Origin of the sequence: Bacteroides sp. CAG:633 (genome assembly GCF_000435115.1) — a bacterium.
In the GTDB taxonomy this organism is placed as follows: Bacteria; Bacteroidota; Bacteroidia; order Bacteroidales; family Bacteroidaceae; genus Bacteroides; species Bacteroides ndongoniae.
Window position 1 is genome coordinate 25,593 of record NZ_FR883057.1, and the last position, 20,115, is coordinate 45,707.

General features: G+C 45.4%; 11 protein-coding genes and 2 tRNA genes. 5 read left to right on the forward strand and 8 right to left on the reverse strand.

Features of this window, described 5'->3' with window-relative positions; all coding sequences use genetic code 11:
- Nucleotides 1-4 precede the first annotated feature (4 nt).
- Together QVP67_RS07005 and QVP67_RS07010 are read left to right on the forward strand one after the other, a co-directional pair.
- Nucleotides 5-1,333, forward strand: coding sequence for a TolC family protein (locus QVP67_RS07005; RefSeq protein ID WP_022162857.1), 1,329 nt, complete (start codon nt 5-7; stop codon nt 1,331-1,333).
- Between the two features lie 61 nt (nt 1,334-1,394).
- Nucleotides 1,395-3,362, forward strand: coding sequence for a biosynthetic peptidoglycan transglycosylase (locus QVP67_RS07010; RefSeq protein WP_022162858.1), 1,968 nt, complete (start codon nt 1,395-1,397; stop codon nt 3,360-3,362).
- A gap of 548 nt (nt 3,363-3,910) precedes the next feature.
- Here the strand turns inward: QVP67_RS07010 and QVP67_RS07015 are convergent.
- Nucleotides 3,911-4,690, reverse strand: coding sequence for a hypothetical protein (locus QVP67_RS07015; protein WP_022162859.1), 780 nt, complete (start codon nt 4,688-4,690; stop codon nt 3,911-3,913).
- A 196-nt stretch (nt 4,691-4,886) separates the two neighbouring features.
- Nucleotides 4,887-5,726, reverse strand: a complete 840-nt coding sequence (locus QVP67_RS07020; protein WP_022162860.1) for a CvfB family protein — start codon at nt 5,724-5,726, stop codon at nt 4,887-4,889.
- Between the two features lie 259 nt (nt 5,727-5,985).
- Between QVP67_RS07020 and QVP67_RS07025 the strand changes: the two genes are divergently transcribed.
- The 3 genes from QVP67_RS07025 to QVP67_RS07035 all read left to right on the forward strand — a co-directional run bounded on the left by QVP67_RS07025 (nt 5,986) and on the right by QVP67_RS07035 (nt 7,329).
- The gene (locus QVP67_RS07025; protein ID WP_022162861.1) at nt 5,986-6,987 is read left to right on the forward strand and encodes a malate dehydrogenase; all 1,002 of its coding nucleotides are present in this window, start codon (nt 5,986-5,988) and stop codon (nt 6,985-6,987) included.
- Between the two features lie 177 nt (nt 6,988-7,164).
- Nucleotides 7,165-7,237 (forward strand) — tRNA-Phe (locus QVP67_RS07030).
- Nucleotides 7,238-7,256: 19 nt separating this feature from the next.
- Nucleotides 7,257-7,329 (forward strand) — tRNA-Pro (locus QVP67_RS07035).
- Between the two features lie 361 nt (nt 7,330-7,690).
- Here the strand turns inward: QVP67_RS07035 and QVP67_RS07040 are convergent.
- From QVP67_RS07040 to QVP67_RS07065, 6 genes are all read right to left on the reverse strand, one after another.
- A complete protein-coding gene (locus QVP67_RS07040) occupies nt 7,691-8,704 on the reverse strand; it encodes a glycoside hydrolase family 43 protein (RefSeq protein ID WP_022162862.1) in 1,014 nt (337 codons plus the stop codon).
- A gap of 76 nt (nt 8,705-8,780) precedes the next feature.
- Nucleotides 8,781-9,461 (reverse strand): DUF3823 domain-containing protein, encoded by a 681-nt coding sequence (locus QVP67_RS07045; protein WP_022162863.1) that lies wholly within the window; start codon nt 9,459-9,461, stop codon nt 8,781-8,783.
- A gap of 28 nt (nt 9,462-9,489) precedes the next feature.
- The gene (locus QVP67_RS07050) at nt 9,490-11,259 is read right to left on the reverse strand and encodes a RagB/SusD family nutrient uptake outer membrane protein (protein WP_288179993.1); all 1,770 of its coding nucleotides are present in this window, start codon (nt 11,257-11,259) and stop codon (nt 9,490-9,492) included.
- Between the two features lie 87 nt (nt 11,260-11,346).
- Nucleotides 11,347-14,484 (reverse strand): SusC/RagA family TonB-linked outer membrane protein, encoded by a 3,138-nt coding sequence (locus QVP67_RS07055; protein WP_022162865.1) that lies wholly within the window; start codon nt 14,482-14,484, stop codon nt 11,347-11,349.
- Nucleotides 14,485-14,522: 38 nt separating this feature from the next.
- On the reverse strand, nt 14,523-16,997 hold the full coding sequence (locus tag QVP67_RS07060; RefSeq protein ID WP_022162866.1) for a glycoside hydrolase family 31 protein: 2,475 nt from the start codon (nt 16,995-16,997) through the stop codon (nt 14,523-14,525).
- Nucleotides 16,998-17,216: 219 nt separating this feature from the next.
- Nucleotides 17,217-20,105 carry a ligand-binding sensor domain-containing protein gene (locus QVP67_RS07065; protein ID WP_288179994.1) on the reverse strand — a complete coding sequence of 963 codons (2,889 nt, stop codon included), beginning with the start codon at nt 20,103-20,105 and terminating at the stop codon, nt 17,217-17,219.
- Nucleotides 20,106-20,115 lie beyond the last annotated feature (10 nt).

Here is a 20,115-nt window from a genome sequence, read left to right on the forward strand (position 1 = left end):
TCTTATGAAACGATTACTCATCATAGCCTGCATAGCCTGTGCTGCCACCGGCTTGCAGGCACAAGACACCTGGTCGTTGCGCCGCTGCATCGAATACGCCATCGAGCACAACATCAACATCAGGCAAAGCGAAAACGCCGCCCGCCAAAGCGAAGTAGAAGTAAATACAGCCAAATGGGCACGACTGCCCAGCGTGAACGGTAGCGCCAACCAAAGCTGGAACTGGGGACGTACGCAAACCGCCGTGCCCGACGAAAGCACCGGCGACTACTCCACCGTATACGTCAACACCAGCAGCAACGGTACCAACATGTCACTCAGTGCCAGCGTTCCCCTGTTCACCGGACTGCAGATTCCGCACCAGTACGCACTGGCCAAACTGAATCTGAAAGCCGCCACTGCCGACCTGGAGAAAGCCAAAGAAGACATCTCCATCAACGTGGCATCGTACTATCTGCAAGTATTGTTCAACAAAGAACTGCATCAGGTAGCCTTAGGACAGGTAGCCCTGAGCAAAGAACAGCTGCAACGCATCAGCCGCCTGGCCGAAGTGGGAAAAGCCTCACCGGCCGAAGTGGCCGAAGCTAAAGCACGTGTGGCACAAGACGAAATGACTGCCGTGCAGACCAACAACGACTATCAGCTGGCCCTGCTCGACCTCAGCCAGCTCATCGAACTGGAAACGCCCGAAGGCTTCGCACTGGAAGAACCTTCCGTCCAGCTGGAAATAACTCCGCTGACGCCTCCTGACGAAATCTACCAGAATGCCGTAGTCAACAAGCCCGCCATACAGGCAGCCCAGTATCGTCTGGAAGGCAGCCGTCACAGCATCCGCATCGCACAGAGCGGTTTCTATCCGCAAATCAACCTGAACGGAAGCCTGGGCACCAGTTACTACTCGACCATCAACCGTACGTTTAACCAGCAGATGGGTGACAACTTCAGCAAGTACATCGGCCTCAGCCTGAGCGTACCCATATTCAACCGGCTGAGCACCCGCAACCGGGTACGCACAGCCCGCCTGCAACGCGAGAGTTATGCCCTGCAACTGGACAATGCCAAGAAGACCCTCTACAAGGAGATTCAACAGGCCTGGTACAACGCTACCGCTTCCGAAAGCAAATACACCAGCAGTTGTGCCGCCACCGAAGCCAGCCAGGCTTCCTTCCAGCTGATGAACGAGAAGTACATCAACGGTAAGGCAACAGCCGTCGAGTATAACGAAGCCAAACAAAACCTGATGAAAGCCCAAAGCGACGAACTGCAAGCCAAGTACGACTATCTGTTCCGCACCAAGATTCTGGACTTCTATCAAGGCATACCGATAGAATGACGTAAAATAGTCGTATCTTTGTGCCCGAAAAGGATTTAGACGAGACTATAAGCATAAAGATATGAACAAAAAACATGTAAAAGTAGCAGCAGCCTCCATACTGCTGCTATTTCTGTTGGTTGCCGCAGTGGCCTTCCTGAGCCGCGGAAACTTGTTACGACACGTAGCCGGCAAACACATGGCCCGTTTAGAGCAACGCTACGGACTCGACATCGGCTATGAAAAGCTGCACATGAAAGGGCTCCGGACCATCGCTGTCGAAGGACTGACCGTTGTTCCCGCAGGACGCGATACACTGTTGTCCCTGCAGTCACTCGACGTACGCATCGGACTGTGGGCACTGCTTGGAGGCAATATCAATGTCCGTCACGTCGGTATGGACGGACTCTCGCTCCGGTTCATCAAGCAGGATGGCAAAGCCAACTACGATTTTCTGTTCCTTCCCTCCTCGAAAGACTCCCAACCCGAAGTACCTAAAGCAAAGAGAAACTACGCCCGCCGCGTCAACACTTTGCTCGACCTCCTTTTCGGTCTGCTTCCGGGCAACGGCGAACTGAACAACCTTCATATCTACGAACGAAACGACAGCAACTTTGTTGCTTTCCACATCCCCCGACTGCACATTTCCGACCGACGCTTCCAGTCTCAAATGCTCATTCAGGAAGACAGTCTAAGGCAACAGTGGAACATCAGTGGCGAACTGAATCCGTCGGACCGCCGCCTGCATGCCACGCTCACTGCTCCCCAGCTCACCGTCCCCTACATCCGCCGACGTTTTGGAGCCGAGGTACAGTTTGACAGCCTCACGTGCCGTCTGTCACAAGAGAAAAGCGACAACAGCCTTGCTTGCCTTGTAGGAGAAGCCGAAGTGCGCGGCCTGCACGTCTATCACAAGCGTCTGTCCACCGATAAGATCAACCTTGACCACGGCCAACTTCGCTTCCACGTCGATGTGGCACCGCAATCCGTCGATCTGGACAGTGCCAGTCTGGTACGCTTCAATGCACTCACCTTTCACCCCTACATGCGGATAGAACACCCGCAACAATCGGGAGCGGAGCCAACGTGGCACTTCACTGCATCCGTCGACAAGCCCTGGTTTCCGGCCGAAGAACTGTTCAGCTCGCTTCCCAAGGGATTGTTCGAGAACCTGGAAGGCATCCGCACCGAAGGCGAACTGGCTTATCATTTTCTGCTCGATGTAGACTTTGCCCAACTGGACAGCCTCCGCCTTGAATCGGATCTGAAGAGCAGAAACTTCCGCATCCGCCAATTCGGCCACACTCCGCTGAACAAGATGAGCGACGAATTTGAATACACGGCCTACGAAGACGGCCGTCCTGTCCGCACTTTCCCTGTAGGACCTTCGTGGGAGCACTTCACTCCCCTGGCCGAAGTACCGGACCTGTTGCAGATGTCCGTCATGCAAAGCGAAGACGGTGCCTTCTTCTATCATCACGGATTCCTGCCCGACGCACTACGCGAAGCCCTTATACACGACCTCAAGGTACGCAAGTTTGCACGGGGAGGCAGCACCATCTCGATGCAACTGGTCAAGAACGTCTTCCTGACCCGCAACAAGAACATAGCCCGCAAGCTGGAAGAAGCGCTCATAGTCTGGCTGATCGAAGGGCAACACCTCACGTCCAAAGAACGCATGTACGAAGTCTATCTGAACATTGCCGAATGGGGTCCTCTGATTTATGGTATTCACGAAGCAGCCGACTTCTACTTCGACAAACGGCCTTCACAGCTCTCGCTGGAAGAGTGTATCTTCCTGGCATCCATCATCCCCAAGCCCAAACACTACAAGAGTTCTTTCACTCCCGACGGGCGTCTGCGCGACAGCCAGGAAGGCTACTTCCGCCTCATCGCCGAACGACTGGCCAAGAAAGGGCTTATCAGCGAGGAACAGGCCGCAAAAGTGGACATAGCCAATGTCACACTGCGCGGTGCAGCTCTTGCAAGTTTCCATACACAGGCTGAGGAAGGGGAAGAAGAAATGGAAAGTGAATCAAAAGAATTGTGAAGCCAGTGTGAGACTTCACCTTTCACCACATTCCACTGATAATCAACAGTTAGAAGCCGGTGAAAGCGTGAAAGGAGAGAAAAACATCTGTCTTCAGACAGTGTTGTTTCCGGCTACAGCCTTCACCCTTTCACCTTTCTTTTCCCCTAACAGCTGATACAAAGAAGGACTTTACAACCACCAAGTGGCACATGGCGAACACAAACATCTACTTCAGCACCAAGAACTACCTGTAGCCGTTGTGAGCCACACTTGCACGGCTCGCGAGAAACACTTGCACGGCTCACGAGCGACACAAGTGTGGCTCACGAGCAACACAAGCGTTGCTCGAAGCCCCTCTGTATCAGTGTCTAAAATTAAATAAAATGGGAATTACACACAAGAAAAAGTAACTGACAAAAACTGACAATCGTCATAATCAGCAAGTTACAGAGTCATTGTCACGTTTTTGTAACGCTTCATACATTTTCTGAAAGCATTCTTCATCACTTGCATTCTGGTAACAAAAACTTCACTCTACGTAACATCGCCGGCAAAAATCGTACATTTCACGCCCTTTTTCGTATGGAGTTGGACGAAGCACGGTCGTTCTGTTCCTTTCTCGAAGGCTCTCTTGAAGGGCGGTGAGCCGGGGCCTTATCCTTGTCTTTTTTAGGGCGAATGACTTTCACCGGAGCCTTTTCGGGTTTGGGTTTCGGACGACTCGGTGCTTTCCAGTCGGGAGCTTTTGACGAACCGGGACGCAAGCGGATGCTTCCAAAGTCCGAACGGCGGCTGGAATGATAGTGCTTACCATCGCGGATGCGAAAATTGCCCGCGTAAAACGCATGATGGTAACGTCCTTTATAATAACTCACATGGTTGTGACGAGGGCGAGCATGTGCACCGCAATACGTCTTATAGTGTGGAGGACACGGATAATAGAAATGCTTATGGTTGGTGTAAGTCAGATAAATGCGGAAATTCCAACGTCCGCCCGATACATAAACAGGACGGAAGAAATGGGCTGCCTGAATGAAGTGGCCGTACTGGCTACGGTTGAGCACCCAGTGCAAGTCGTCGTTGCGGATGTCCAGACAATCGTAATAGCGGTTCAATGCCCACTCTTCGCCACGAAGCACATTGTCCATCAACGAACCGATGTTCGCGATAAAGTCGTAGTTGATTTCGTACACATCGTTATACTGCGCTTTGCTCAGCTTCAGTTCGTAAGCCATTTTGTCCGTCAGGAAACGGGCTTCAAGACGCACACGGCTGCTGCTCATCGCAGCACTACACAAAACAGTACTTGCCAGAACGGTACAAAACAGGATGATAAATCGTTTCATGGTTCCCTCCTTTTTTAAAGTATTGATTTCTTCATGTTACTATCGGCAAGGATTCCGGCTCCGTTCTCTCTACTCTCTGGTGCGAAGCCTGTCAAACGCCGGTCATTTCCGCTCCGGTGCCTTGCTCATGGCACAAAAATAGGGAGAGAAAATTCCCCTCCCTCGTCACATACTCTATTCCCTGGTAGGGAAATCCCTATTCTTTTGCCAGCACAATGCCGTCGTCCTGCAGCACCACCAGGCGTTTCTTGTACAAGTCGCCCACTGCTTTCTTGAACGTTTTCTTGCTGACGCCGAACATCGCATATATCTCTTCGGCCGGCGTCTTGTCGTTCAGCGGCGTGCGTCCGCCGTTGCTGCGGATATGTTCGAGCAACGTCTTTGCAAAGTCGTCCACCTTGCCTGCGCCGGGCTTCTGAAGCATCAGGTCTATCTTGCCGTCGTCGCGCACCTGCTTCACGTATGCCTTCAGGCGCATACCGGTATGCAGCGGCTGAAATATCTCGCTGTCGTAGAGCAATCCTCCGAAACGGTTCTCGATAATGGCCTTGAAACCCAGGTCGGTCTTCTGCCAGATCAACACTTCCACTTCCTGTCCCGGCACATAGTCGGCTTTTTCCTTCGACAAATAACGGTCTACCTTAGCCGAAGCCACAATCCGGAAACTTTCTTCGTCCAGATGAACGTGAACGACATAACGCTTGCCCACCTGCATTTTCATCTTCTGCTCGCTGAAAGGCACAAACAGGTCCTTCATCAAGCCCCAGTTCAGAAAAGCTCCATACTGGTTGACCCAGGCTACCTCCAGACAAGCAAACTGACCTACCTGCACCAGCGGTTGCTGCGTAGTGGCCACCAGACGTTCTTCGTTGTCCAGATAGATAAAGACATCCAGTTCGTCGCCTACCTTGCAATCTTGCGGCACGTAGCGTTTGGGCAGAAGAATCTCACCCTCTATATCATCGTCGAGATACATACCGAAATCCACCTGCTTCACGACCTTCAGTCTGTTGAATTTTCCTAATTCGATGCTCATAATCTTCTACTTTTCGGGCAAAGATAATGGAAACAGCAGGCAGAACAAAATCGGGAAGCTCATTTTTAGGCCGAACAGACAAAATAACACCCCATACTCCCCACCTAAAACCTGCCGGCGAATGTAAACTGAATATAATTATAACTTTTCAATCTAAAAGATAACTTTCTTCTATGAACAAGTCTATGCTAATTTTATTATCTTTGTGGCGAGAAATATAAAAAGAGACCTTTATATTCACTTTTAAATAATAAAGATTATGGAATTTCTAACTAACGAGAAACTGACCATCGTCGGCGCAGCCGGTATGATTGGTTCGAACATGGCTCAAACTGCCATCATGATGGGCTTGACTAACAACATCTGCTTGTACGACCCGTACGCTCCTGGTCTGGAAGGTGTTGCTGAGGAACTGTTCCACTGCGGTTTCGAAGGTGTAAACATCACTTTCACTTCCGATATCAAGGAAGCTTTGACTGGTGCTAAATATATCGTAAACTCTGGTGGTGCTGCCCGTAAGGCTGGTATGACTCGTGAAGACCTGCTGAAAGGCAATGCTGCTATCGCTGAAGAATTCGGTAAGAATGTTAAGACATACTGCCCCGACGTAAAACATATCGTTGTTATCTTCAACCCGGCCGACATCACCGGTCTGATCACTCTGTTGTACTCTGGTTTGAAACCGGGTCAGGTAACTACACTTGCCGCTCTCGACTCTACTCGTCTGCGCAGCGAATTGGCTAAACACTTCGGCATCTCTATGGACGCTGTTGAAAACTGCCGTACATACGGTGGCCACGGCGAACAGATGGCCGTATTCGCTTCTACAGCTAAAGTAAACGGTAAGGCTTTGACCGACATCATCGGTACTGACGCTCTGACTAAAGAACAATGGGCTGAAATCCAGCAGAAGGTAACAAAAGGTGGTGCCAACATCATCAACCTCCGCGGACGTTCTTCATTCCAAAGCCCGGCATACGTTTCTATCGAAATGATCGGTGCTGCTATGGGTGGTAAAGCATTCCGTTGGCCTGCAGGTACATACGTATCAAACGATAAGTATGACCACATCATGATGGCTTGGGAAACTTCTATCGACACTGAAGGCTGCCACTGCGCTGCTTTGAGCGGAACTGCCGAAGAACAAGCTGCTTTGGACAAGAGCTACGAACACTTGTGCGCTCTGCGTGACGAAGTAATCGCAATGGGTGTTCTGCCTACTATCGACCAATGGCACAGCATCAACCCGAACATCGACTGATAAGCAGATGAAAACTATCATAAGAAGGGCCGCCCACGAGCGGCCCTTTTTTATAAAACTGCTCCAGAAGTGCTGTATCCTCTCCAAAGAACATCTTTTTACACTTTTTTCCCGCTAAAAATTTGCAGTATCAAAAAAAAGACTTACCTTTGCACCCGCAATCGAAAGATAAGCAATGGTGTCATAGCTCAGTTGGTAGAGCAAAGGACTGAAAATCCTTGTGTCCCCGGTTCGATTCCTGGTGACACCACTTTTTTTTAATAAGGTATCGGAATGTAGCGCAGTTGGTAGCGCACTACGTTCGGGACGTAGGGGTCGGGCGTTCGAGTCGCCTCATTCCGACACAAATAAAGAGAGGTCATAAAATATGTGCCTCTCTTTTTATTTTATACTGTATCTTCACATCCGCACGAAAAAGCATCTAACTAAATCAGGAAAAGATAATGCGTATACTGTGCCATTCCAGTGCACTGCCTGCTGCACTGCAAGTGCACTAACTATTGCACTGTGAGTGCACTGACTACTGCACTGTGAGTGCACCAGTTATTGCACTAACAAGGGATAACTGGGAACTGTAACCAGCCGTTAAGTCTTAGCCATCCATTACTCAGGCCGTTAGTTAGCGAGTAGGTACAGCCGCCTGCTTTGATGCGGCTGTCCTTTTCTATCAAAAAGTATTCAACCGGAGAAAATCACTGTTTCGTTACTTTTTTCCCCACTTGGCCTGCAGCACATCCAGTTCCTTTTGAGTAACAGATATCACGCTGCCATGTCTCGGAAAAAAGTCTTTCACGAAAGCTTTAGGAATAGAGTCAAATTCGCATAAATCATGACTTGACTGATACTCGTACTTACCCGACGTGTACAAATCGTACATCAAAATATAAGTTTCCGAATCGTTCAGTTTAAATATACTCGATCCCTCGACAGGCGTCTTGCCTGCATAAGCATCGTAGTACTTGAAGTCTTCTGTCCAAGGCCCCTGCAGGCAAGTCGAAGTAGCCTTTTGGATACCGTTTTTTATTTCCTTACCGCTTTCGTCTTTGGTATTTCCTTTATAAAACAGGTGCCACACACCGTCCTTGTAAATGATATCGTTGTCGATGGAACCGAACTTTGCGCTAAACAGCTCCTTCGGTTCAGACTCGAATCCGGTAAAGTCTTCGTTGGCATAAGCATAGTAAGTGACCAACCCTCCGACTTCTTTTCTGTTAAGCGTAAAATAGATCATATACTTCTTGGCTACAGGATCGTATATAGTCTGCGGCGCCCATACCCAGTGGGCGTTTCCAAAATGCTCCGGATAATCATTTGCAAGCTCTATATAAGCATGAGACCAATCAATAAGATTGTCCGACTTCATCAGGACAATGCCAGGATTCTCTCCCCAACCGTTCTTTGCGGTAAACATGTCCGTTGCCACGATGTAGTAAGTTTTCCCGTCTTCTCCTCTCAGGATATGAGGATCTCTGATGCCTCCACTCTTGGATATGGTATCCGACGCAATAATCGGCTTATTATCATTTAAAGCCATCCAGTGAACCGCATCCGTACTGACAGCAAAACGCAACTGCTCCTGAAGCTCGGGAGTACCGCTACCTTCGAAGTATGCAAACAAATATCCCACATACTTGTCTTTTTCCGCCTGATTGGAACAGGCCGTAAGCACGATGATACAAACAGCACAAAGTGCCAATAAACGATTTACAATTTTCATACACATAAAAAAGGAAAAGGGTGTATCAGGAGAAAGTTTGTCATTGCTCCCGATACACCCTTCATTAACAAAAGAATTATCTCAGCTGCACCACTTCCGAGAAGATATAATCATTGGAAGCTTTCGCTTTCAGGCCTACCCGCGCATACAGGAATTTGGCATTATTCGTCTCGGCGTTGTCGCTAATATCATAACTGAACTCATTGGTACCCACTTGTGCGTCAGAACAAGAATATTCTGCAATCTTGGCCACATTGTCCACAAACATCGTAGAAGAGACAAACAAAGTCAATTTGTCTATTTCCGCATCTTCTACAATCTGATCGACTTCCGTACTGACGGTTATCACATTATTGTTAAAGGAGATGCTGGAATTCCGCAACATATAATAAGGTGTAACCTCGATGTCCAGTGTCTGTGCTCCCTGAATATCCACTTCAATGGTATCTTTCATAGGAACCCAGGGACCTCTATCCTGTCTCAAGACAATCTGATAATGTCCGTCGTACATCAGTGAATTAAATTCACCATCCGAATTGACATACAAAGGAATCGTTCCGGAATTTTCATATTCACTACCTTTCTGAATGGCATACAGTATATTGTCTCCATCGCCTCCGGTTCCTCTCAGCTGCAAAGATTCGCCATTATAGGTAAATCGGCCATTGAACTGATTCGAAGGTGCATCAAAATTATCTATCTCGCAACTGAACATACTCAAGGTCAGTAGCATTGCAAACAAATATTTCAGTTTCATACGATCTTGCATTTATATTAGTCTACTATTATTGATAAGGATTCTTCACCAGTTTCGGATTATTACTGATCCAACCATCGTCTATCGACCCGTAATAACACTTCATAGTAAAGTTACGTGGGTTAGGAGCCATATAAGAATCCACTTTCTCAAAAACCCACTTACCGTCGTTCTCGTCACCCGGAGCATAAACCCGATAGGGGAATAGAGCATACATCTGAGAAGTTTTTCCACCGATCTCATTGTCCCATACTTCATGAGCAAGTCTCCAACGCTTCAGGTCCCACCAACGATGGTCCTCGAATGCAAATTCTACACGATATTCATTGACTATATGGTCGAAAGTAATCGTTTCTGCTGTCAATTCCTTAATGCCACCTCTCTTACGTACCTCATTGATATATTTAGCAGCATCAGACTTATTACCCAGTTCGAATGAAGCCTCGGCAGCAATCAGCAATGCTTCAGCAAAACGGAAACGGGGGAACCACATGTCGCTGTTCCGTGTTTCGGAACCGGCATTCTGTGTTTCGTCAAGGAACTTTCTGACCAGGAAACCTGTTTTATTGAACTTTTCACCAGCCGTAGCCATAGGACCATCTAAAGCTGTGATGAGAGTTCCGTCCTCCAACGTTTCGCCCAGATTGCTGATTTTCTTACTCCAAGTTCCGCCTTCATTCATCAAAAGTCCGGCCTGCAGAACTACCGGCTCATCCCGATATGTGGCCGAAGGATAGATCACTGTTCCCCAAAGACGTGCATCCTTATTCAGGAAAGGCTGATCGGCCGAGTCGTAAAATACATAATTGCCACTTTCATCAGTAGTCTTGATCTCCGGATCACTTCCGTCTCTGTTTTCGAAAGCCTCAACTAGGTTCAGCAAAGCTCCCAAAGCATTGCCCTGAACACCGTCTTTCATTGAGAAAGGCATACACCACGAAGTAAAGTTGGTAGTAACCTTATCTTCCACCGAACGGTCGAGTGCCCAAATAACTTCTTTGTTATCGGACTTCTGGCAGATTGCCTGATAGAAGCTCAGACCCAAATTGTTCGGATCGGAGATTTGCAGTTTGTAAGGACTTTCATTTATAATCTGTTGGGCCGTAGTCAAAGCCAGCTCGTAATAACCCTTCGCTTTGTCAGCAGGAATTCCGACTTCACCTCCATCGGTCTTCAGATCGGGAGTTTTCGAGTTTCCATAATTAGCAATGGAAGCCGCATAGACAGCAGCACGTGCTTTCAGCATCAAAGCAGCCCATTTGTTGGCACGGGCAGCATTCACAGTAGGCTCGTCAGACAGATAAGACGCAATCTGAGTACATTCGTCGATAATGTAGTCGTAGATTCCGCTTTCGGTAGACCGTGGCAACTGGTACGTTTCGATAGGCACATTCGGGTCATACGTATACACATTGTCCTCTACTATCGGCATGCCACCCAACGAACGGGCGGAGCAGAAGTAATACCATGCTCTAAGGAAACGGGCTTCGGCCTCGAAAGACATCTTATCGCTCTCTGGAATGTTCTGACTGCCTCTAATACCCTGAAGGAACAGATTGACAGATCTTACAAAACCATAATCGCGTACCCGCCAGGAATTGCGGTCATACTCGGTAAAGATAATCCACGGACTGCCATAACAGGTATTGGCCTCATCCAACTGATTGTAACTTCCATAATCACCATTATTCTGTCCCCAATTCACCTTGCCGTAAAGATTGGACAAAACCGACAGAACCAGCTGAGGGTCGTTATAAATTTCACTTTCAGGAATAACATTTTCGGGTTCCTGATTCAAAAAAGATTCTGAACAACTGCACATACCTGCTAAAAGCAAGCACATGGATGCGTATTTTAATGATCTAAATTTCATATTCGCAATAAATTAAAAGTCCATAGAAAAGCCTACATTCACAACTTTCATATTAGGATAAGCCATACCGTTGGTTGCTGTAATTTCAGGATCAATATCAAAATTAATGTTATCGAACGAAAGCAAATTCTGTCCGGCTACATAAACTCTGAATTTAGAAATACCAACCTTAGAGGTCCACTGCTTAGGAAGGGTATAGCCAAGTTCGATATTACGCATTTTCAGATAAGTAACATTGGTATACCAGAAGTCGCTGGGCCATTGCGTACAATCACTGCTGTTACGTGTTCGCAAAGCGATAGGATAATCACCGATGATATATTCGCTGTTAGGATCCCATATATCGGCCAGTCTTGTAGAATGATCCCACAAATATTGTGAAATGTTCTTATTCTGGTCGAAGTAGCGCAAGAAACCCTGCTGTTCGTAAGTATAAGCTGTTGCGCCCACAAACTCTGCACGGAAATCGATGCCTTTCCAGTCAAAGCCTAAATTGAAAGCAAAGTTTACCCACGGAGTACCACCCTGACGATAACCGATAGGACGCCAGTCGGCATCATTGATCAAACCATCGCCATTCATATCCTTGTATTTCGCATCACCGGGTTTCAGTGTCTTGTTACCCTGATGATCCTGATCGACCGGATGGTTGGCAATTTCCTCCCAGCTTTGGAACTGTCCGTCCGAAACAAGCGAAAAGGCCACATCGGTATATCGTCCGGTAATGTTTCCTGCCTGATATCTGTACATATCCCATTGGCTTGAGAAACGGGGTTTGTATCTGTCGCCCACATACCATCTTGAATAAGAAATATTTCCACTGAAGAAGTAATTCAAATCATTCACACGGTCTCTCCAGTTGACAGAGGCATCAATACCCTTAGCGTAATTAGAATTCAAATTCTCCTGTGGAAGAGTAAATCCAACTTCATCTGGAATCTTCACATCATATCGACTCGCCAACAAACCGGTCTGGTCTCTGCGGAATACATCGATAGAAGCATTCAGTCTGTTGTTCATCAATCCCAAATCAAAACCGATATTCAAAATCTTCGAACGTCCCCAAGAAATATTGTCGGTAGCCAATCCTGTAACCTGACTTCCTGTAACCAGCGCTCCATCCAGAACTGCACCACCACTGTTATAATTATAACCTACAATATGGCTCAAGGCTGTACCTAATTCCTCACCCAGTACACCATACGAAGCACGAATCTTGAAGTTGTCGATATAATTCGACAGGAAATCATTCTCTTTCCAGAAGTTTTCTTCCGAAATACGGTAACCGACAGAACCGGAAGGGAAGAATCCCCAACGTTTTCCTTCTTTGTAGCGATACGATCCGTCATATCTGCCGGAAAGTTCTATTATATACTTATTGGCATAGTCATAATTCAACCTTCCGATGTATCCCATTCTGGTTTGAGGATTACCGATACCATCAGTAATGTTGGACAAACTTGTCAAATCAAGGAAAGGAATACCGTTGGCCTCCGGATTACCCAACATATACATATAAGGATACCTGGCTTTTTTGGCTTCGAAACCAAGCACAGCATTGATGTGATGCTGATCGAAAGTGTTCTCGTAGGACAACTGAATATTGGAAGTCATTTCATGATTCATCGTCATATTACGCTCAATGTAACGCCCAGTTCCAGCTTCTACTACATTATAAGAATCATTCTCTTCATCATATTCATAGAATTTATAAGAATATTCTCTGTTTTCCAGTCTTCTGTTGGCTAATGAATAGCTGAACAATCCTCTGGCTTTCAATCCTTTGATAATTTCATATTCAATTGTTCCATTCACCTGCATTACTGCCCATTGGTCAGTCATTTTTCCGGCATGCTGATAGTTCATCCAACCGAAGCTGTCTTGTGCCCACGGTGCCGAAATGGCCGGATAATTGGGATTATCGTTGGCATAAGGCTTCAATGTAGGCAAGTTATTATAAGCCGCATTAATAGGCAGGTTGTAGTCGTCGCCAGGCAAACCGGGATTATCAGTAGTCTCTAAACGTCCGTTGATAGACATACCGACTCTTAACTTATCGTTAATATCAAAATCGATATTCGACTGTATATTCGTACGGTCAAATCCGTTGAAACCACGTATCGTACCTTCCTGACTGATGTGACCTACACTGACATAATATCTTGCCTTTTCGGTACCACCCGATATATTGGCATTGATATAGGCCTGAGGTGCTTTCACCCAAATGTATTTGTACCAGTCAAAAGAAGTGTGTTCAGGGTCTACCTGATTCACCCACTTGTCATACTCTTCTTTTGTCACTGTACGGGGTGTACCATTGATTGTCTCAGTCTGGATGATGGCAGCCAGATAATCCTGTGCAGACGCCGGTTTCGGATAATTGGAGGGCAACTGCCAGCCATAGTAACCGTTCAGATTAACTGTGAGTTTCTGATTCTTGGCCCCCTTTTTCGTGGTAACCACAACAACTCCGTTTGCAGCCTGCATACCATAAATGGCTGCTGTAGCATCCTTAAGAACAGACACCGATTCGATATCGTTAAAATTCAGTTGATTCAGCGTGGCAACATCTTTCTGCACACCGTCGATGATCACCATCGGAGTACCCATATTACGAATCTGGATATTAGGTGCAGCACCTGGCCGACCATTATCCTGACGGAAGTTAATACCCGGCAACTTACCGACAAGGGCTCCTGTAGCCGTCACACTTTTAGAGTGGGCAATTTCTTCCGAACCTACTGAAGAAATTGCACCCGTAACGGTAGCCTTTTTCTGTGCCAAACCAAAACCTGTCACAACAACCTCGTCCAGCATAGACAGATTCTCCTTAAGAACGATTGTCAGATCTGTCATCGCAGATTTCACAGCTATCTCTTTTGTCTCATAACCAATAAAAGAAATGACCAGTTTATCACCTACAGGAACAGACAACTCAAAATTACCATCAATATCCGATATCGTTCCTTTCTTGGTTTCTTTCGAAACGATATTTGCTCCGATAATAGCCAAACTATTTTCATCGACCACCTTACCCTTAACATTTATGTTTTGGGCACAAAGGTCAATCCCTACAAATAATGCAAAAAACAGGTATAACCATCTTTTGCACAAAAGCAACGCGCTTTTGTAATGTTCATTATTCCTCATAAAATTATTTGATTTAAACAGTTAACTCTCTTTCCGATTTATAAATTCACAACCACCTGCTTGCCTGTATAGCGTACTTTCTTGTCGGCCGCTTTAATGACTTTCTCGGCTGACGGTTTGCCAGGCTCCATAATAGTGATGTTGAAATTGCGTTTTTTCAGCATACCGGGATATTCGCCCTGACGGTCAGAAATCGTAAGTGTACGTTCTGCATCATTCCAGACAAACTTGATAGTAGAATACATGCCTTTCTCATAGTTGTAGTTGTCGAACTCGTCTTCGTAAAGTGTAAACTCACCGTCGGCACCCGGATAGACGCAGATATCCAGATTGTCCCACTTCTTTTCTTCGGCATACTGCACTGCAGGGCCTAAAGGCATGATACTTCCGGCCTTGATGTAAACTGGCATGATAGAAATGGGGCATTCACGCTTCACATCACGTCCTCCTTCCAATACCTCATTGGTCCAGAAATCAATCCATTTCGTACCCTTAGGCAAATAGACTTCGAAAGGTTTGCTGGCCTTAGCCACATCGGGAACAGTAGTCACACCCTTGTTGTTCTCGACTTTCTTAGTATAAAGAGGCTCGGTAACAGGACAAGCCAGAATATTACGTCCGAACAGATATTCATCGTCAAGCAGAATAGCCTTGCGGTCCGAAGCGAAATCCATCACCAGCGGACGCATCATCACGCCGTCTTTGTGAACAGACTCACCTGCCGTACTATATATATAAGGTAACAGACGGTAACGGAGTTCGATGATACGTTTCTGAGCATCGTACGCCCAGTCGCCTTCTTTGCCAAACAACCATATCTCGTTCAACATAGGAGAAGAACAATGGTTACGCATCATGGGCTGGAAACATCCCCACTGGAACCAGCGTACATGCAATTCCTGATAAGCTACATTGTTCCAATCGTTATTATACTCCCAACCGAAGAATCCTGCAAGGTCAGTAGTCCAGAAAGGAATACCACAAAGCATATAATTCAGACCGGCCGGAATCTGCTGACGCATCGTATGCCAGCTCGACACAACGTCACCGCTCCAACTGAACGAACCGTAATGATGTTGTCCCAAGTAAGAGGAACGAGTCATCAGGAACAGACGTTTGTCATCGGATACTTCACGCTGATGTTCGTAAATACCCTTATTTGTCACCAACGGAAAAGCATTATGGACTGAACGGAACGAACCATCGGCCGTCATCATATCGAAATCGCTTTCTTTCACATTAAAATGATCCGGTTCAGTCGAATCCGTCCACCAGGCATCCATTCCCATGTTATACATCGGTGTAAGATACTTCCAATAGAGATCACGTGCCTTTTCATTAAACGGATCGTAAGGAGCTGTACCAGAATTAGCCGGCCACGTATCAAAAGGAATCAAAGCGTTCATCTCTTTCAATTCCTTATATTGGTCGGTCCATGGTCCGAAACTGGCCCAAATAGAAATCATCAGATGAGCATTCTGCTTGTGCACATAATCTACCATTTCCTGCGGGCTTTTGATGCGAGGTTCTTTTGCCAATTTTTTAGGCTGTTCGCCATTCGGCATATACTTCATCCATTTTTCATCACCAATCTTATTTATATAATTGGGATTCATGAACTTCATGGCATTCCAGTTCGAGTCACATCCCCAGTACTGCCAGTCCTGCACAATACCGTCGAGAGGAACTTTGAGCTCACGATATTTATCGAGAACGCCACAAAGCTCATCCGGACTTTTATAGCGCTCGCGACATTGCCAATAACCCATTGTCCAAAGCGGAAACATGGTAGCCTTTCCGGTCAAATCGCGCAACGAAGATATCACTCCATCCATCGTTCCGTCCTCATAAAGGAAATAATAATCGGAAATCAGTCCTACCTGCGATGAAAACGAAGTTTCATAAGGTGTATCGTTGAATTGTGAGATACCCGGATTATCCCAATATACTCCGTAACCTTTGTGAGAAGTGAAATAAGGAATGCAGATGTTGGTATTGACGTTACGCAACTCAATCTGCTGGTTACGATGATTCATTGCCCCAGTCTGACGCTGCCCCAGTCCATAGATAACCTCATCGGGCTGCAGCAAAAACGACTGACTTATCGTATACGAGTCTTTATTGACATCCTTACGCGGCAGGAAGTTGGTACCAAAAGGCTTTTCTGCCAGAAGAGTCTCTCCTTTCAGGTTACGATACTCTACCTGACCGGTTTTCGTATCAAGAGCCACCTCCATATTGGCCGTCTTCATCACCATATCTTCCCCTTTCTGTTCGAAAGAGATATTCACTTCCTGCGGAGTCATTATCACAGGATAACTTTTCTTTTCCGGCATTTCGGCCGAAGGATACTTGACCACACGTACAATAGAAGGAGAATAAAAAACGACTTCTCCATTAAGCACAGGCTGTGCTGTCGAGAACTTGACTCCTGTAGCGGTCTTTTCAACGGTTTGTGCCGTAAGAGAAGTTGCAGCCAGAAAGGCAGCTACTAAAAAATAGTTACGATTCATAGATTAACTTACTTTATTTAGGTTTCCAAAAAAAGAATCCAAACAGAAACAAATCTGATAACGCTACAGGGCATAAGCCTCGTATTTCTTTGCAGAAATATCAATAACGCTAACCGATTCTTTCCTGCCAATTCTCTGGATGCAAAGGAAACAATGCAAAAAGTAAGTAATCTGTTTTTTTGAATCAATAACAGGACTCTATTGCTTCAGAGGGTGGTTTTACTCATTTCCACCGCTATTTTGAACGGATTCTACCCTATCAAAGATACTTTTCTGGTATTCGCTTGGAGTCATTCCGAATTCATCCTTAAAGCATTTTGTAAAATGTTTCCGGTTAAAATAGCCTAAGAACAAGGAAACATCAGACACGTTTTTATTACGGTCTTCCAACAGAATCTTGGCATGCTTCATTTTAACCTTCTTGATATATTCAAGCGGAGTAAGTCCGGTAATGGATTTCAATTTTCTTGTCAAAGAGGATCTGGACATACCAACCTTCTCTGCAAGTATCGACACATCAAAATCTGGTTCTGAAATATTATCTTCTACAGCTTTCAGAATTTTCTGAAGTAATAATTCATCAAGCTGCACAACCTCCATATCCGAAATTTCTATCTCAGCTTTGACTTTGTCATTTCCCGGCATTCTCAAATAATCGCGCATCTTCGCCAATTCGACACTATCGGCATACAGTTCCTCATTCTTCGAGTTACGCCGCTTTATATCGTATCTTGCCCAAAGCAAAATCAGCGATAATCCAAACAGGACATAAAACATTTTAGCCCACCACGTCTCATAAAAAGCAGGAAGACAAGTTACACGGACAGAAGTCACATTCTGGCTCCATACGCCATACTTATCCGTGGCTTTTACCTCAAAAATATAATCACCTTTGGGCAGATGCTTATAAGAAACTGCATTTTCTCCAATACCCGTATAGCTCCATTCTTTTTCCAGACCTGCCATCCGATATGCATATCTTATTTTTTTAGCATTCAGAATATCCAAAGAAGAGAAATTAAATTTGATGTTATTGCTATTTCTTGTCAAAGTAATCCCTTTTTCGAGTCGGGTTCCCGGTTCCTGAAACAACAATGAACGGTCTTTGACAACTACATCGGTAATAACAGTTTTCACATTTTCTCCCACTTTGTCCAATTTATCAGAGGGAGTAAACAGACACAATCCCGGAATACCGCCAAATGCCAGTTTACCGTCCAGCATCCTGCACATCGTAGTAGGAATAAACCGGTCAAGCAAGAATGATTTATCTCTGGTTAAATACGAATCTTGCGCATTATTCCGAGGGTTATATTCTATCAACCGTTGATTAGTTGACACCCACAAATGGCCATAAACATCAGCAACAATCTGATTGACCGCATCTCCGTTTAGCCCGCATACAATTGTATAGTCCTCGCAAGTATCTGCTACACCGTCGTACAACAGTACGCTTCCCTCAGTGGTACCAATCCATAGGTTTCCATCCCCAGAGAGATCCATACACGAAACCGACTTTACCTCATTCCAACATTTCAATACTTTGTCTTCCTTTATCTTATATACTCCATCTTTCAATGTACTTACCCATATTCCCCCTTTCTTATCCGATAAAATAGCAGAGACATACCCTAGTTGGGGAAAGCTGTAGCGTATCGTATCTTCCGACAGCGAATAACCTATTAAACCTTTGTCCGTTCCTATCCACAACAAATTGTTATTATCCTCGTATACTTTCGTGAAATACGAATAAGAATCGCTTGGCAATGATATTTTCTTATCAAGCCTCATCGATTGACCAGAATGAGAAAGTTCGAATAACATGGAAGAGTTTTCCTGTATTACCCATACATTTCCTTTCCGTTGTGAAGGAGCCATCTGTTTCACTGCCCAAAGCGGAACCCGGGCAATATCCGGATAATCGACAAATAAAGATACATCATTACTCTTTAAGTTATAAAGACACAATCCTGTTCTTTCCTGCGATAGCCACACGTAATTTTCACCAGCATCGCAGACAGCCATGATTGCCGGATTAAATCCAACCCTGTTGCGCAGTGCATCAAGCGAATATTCAATCGGCTGTTTATTCACAAAACTGATAATAAAACTAGGCATATCAAAAGCTGCCACCCAAATATTCCCATTTTTATCACGTATAATGTCATTCAACATTTTATTGAATGGAGACAACATATTTTGGGGATGCATCTGTTCTAAAGTTCCTGTCTGCTTATTATACCTCATTGAAATCAGATCGGACATGGTCGTAAACCAAAGATCACCATTTTCCTCATCTTGAGCGAGATACAGCACTCTTGTTTCCTGCTGTCCCTGAGAGTTAACCGGTAAGGGAGAGCTTTTATACATTTCCTCCTCCGAAGCCCAAGGATCAAATTTCACCACCCCATGCGCCCACGTTCCCAACCAAAAGAAGTCGTTCTTTACGTCCTGAATAATCGAAGTTACTGTATACGATAAATACGAACGCTTAAAAATGACAAAAGTATCGTTTGTTTTATCATATCTGGCAACTCCATTATTCGAGATTGTCACCCAAATATCTTTCTGACGTGTCTTACAGAATCCGTTGACATGAGATGGAAAACCATCATCATTGGTTATCGGATAAGATTTTACAAAAGTACCTTTCATATCATACTTTAAAAGCATCCCTGTTTTTGATACCCACATAAATCCATCCGAATTCCAAATTGACATAATGAAAGAAGACGAAAGATGCGTTGTATCCAAAGGTACGATACTGTATCCTTTCTTATCCAAAATATAAGCACCATGATCGGTTCCAAACCAAATCCTACCATCATCTGCCTCAGCGATGCATTGCACTGTATTATCATTCAATAAATTAGGAGTCTCAAAGTCCGAACGGAAAACCTTTATCTGATAACCATCATCCCTGCATAATCCATCAACAGTACCATACCACATATATCCTTCACTATCTTGAAAAATACGATGTAAAGCACTCACCGGCAATTGAGGAACAGAGGGAATTCTAGTCATTTTAATGTTTTGCGCATATAAACCAAAACAACAAAGTAGCATCCAACCTAATAAAGAGAAAACTTTCATCTGCTTTTTCATATCAATCTCA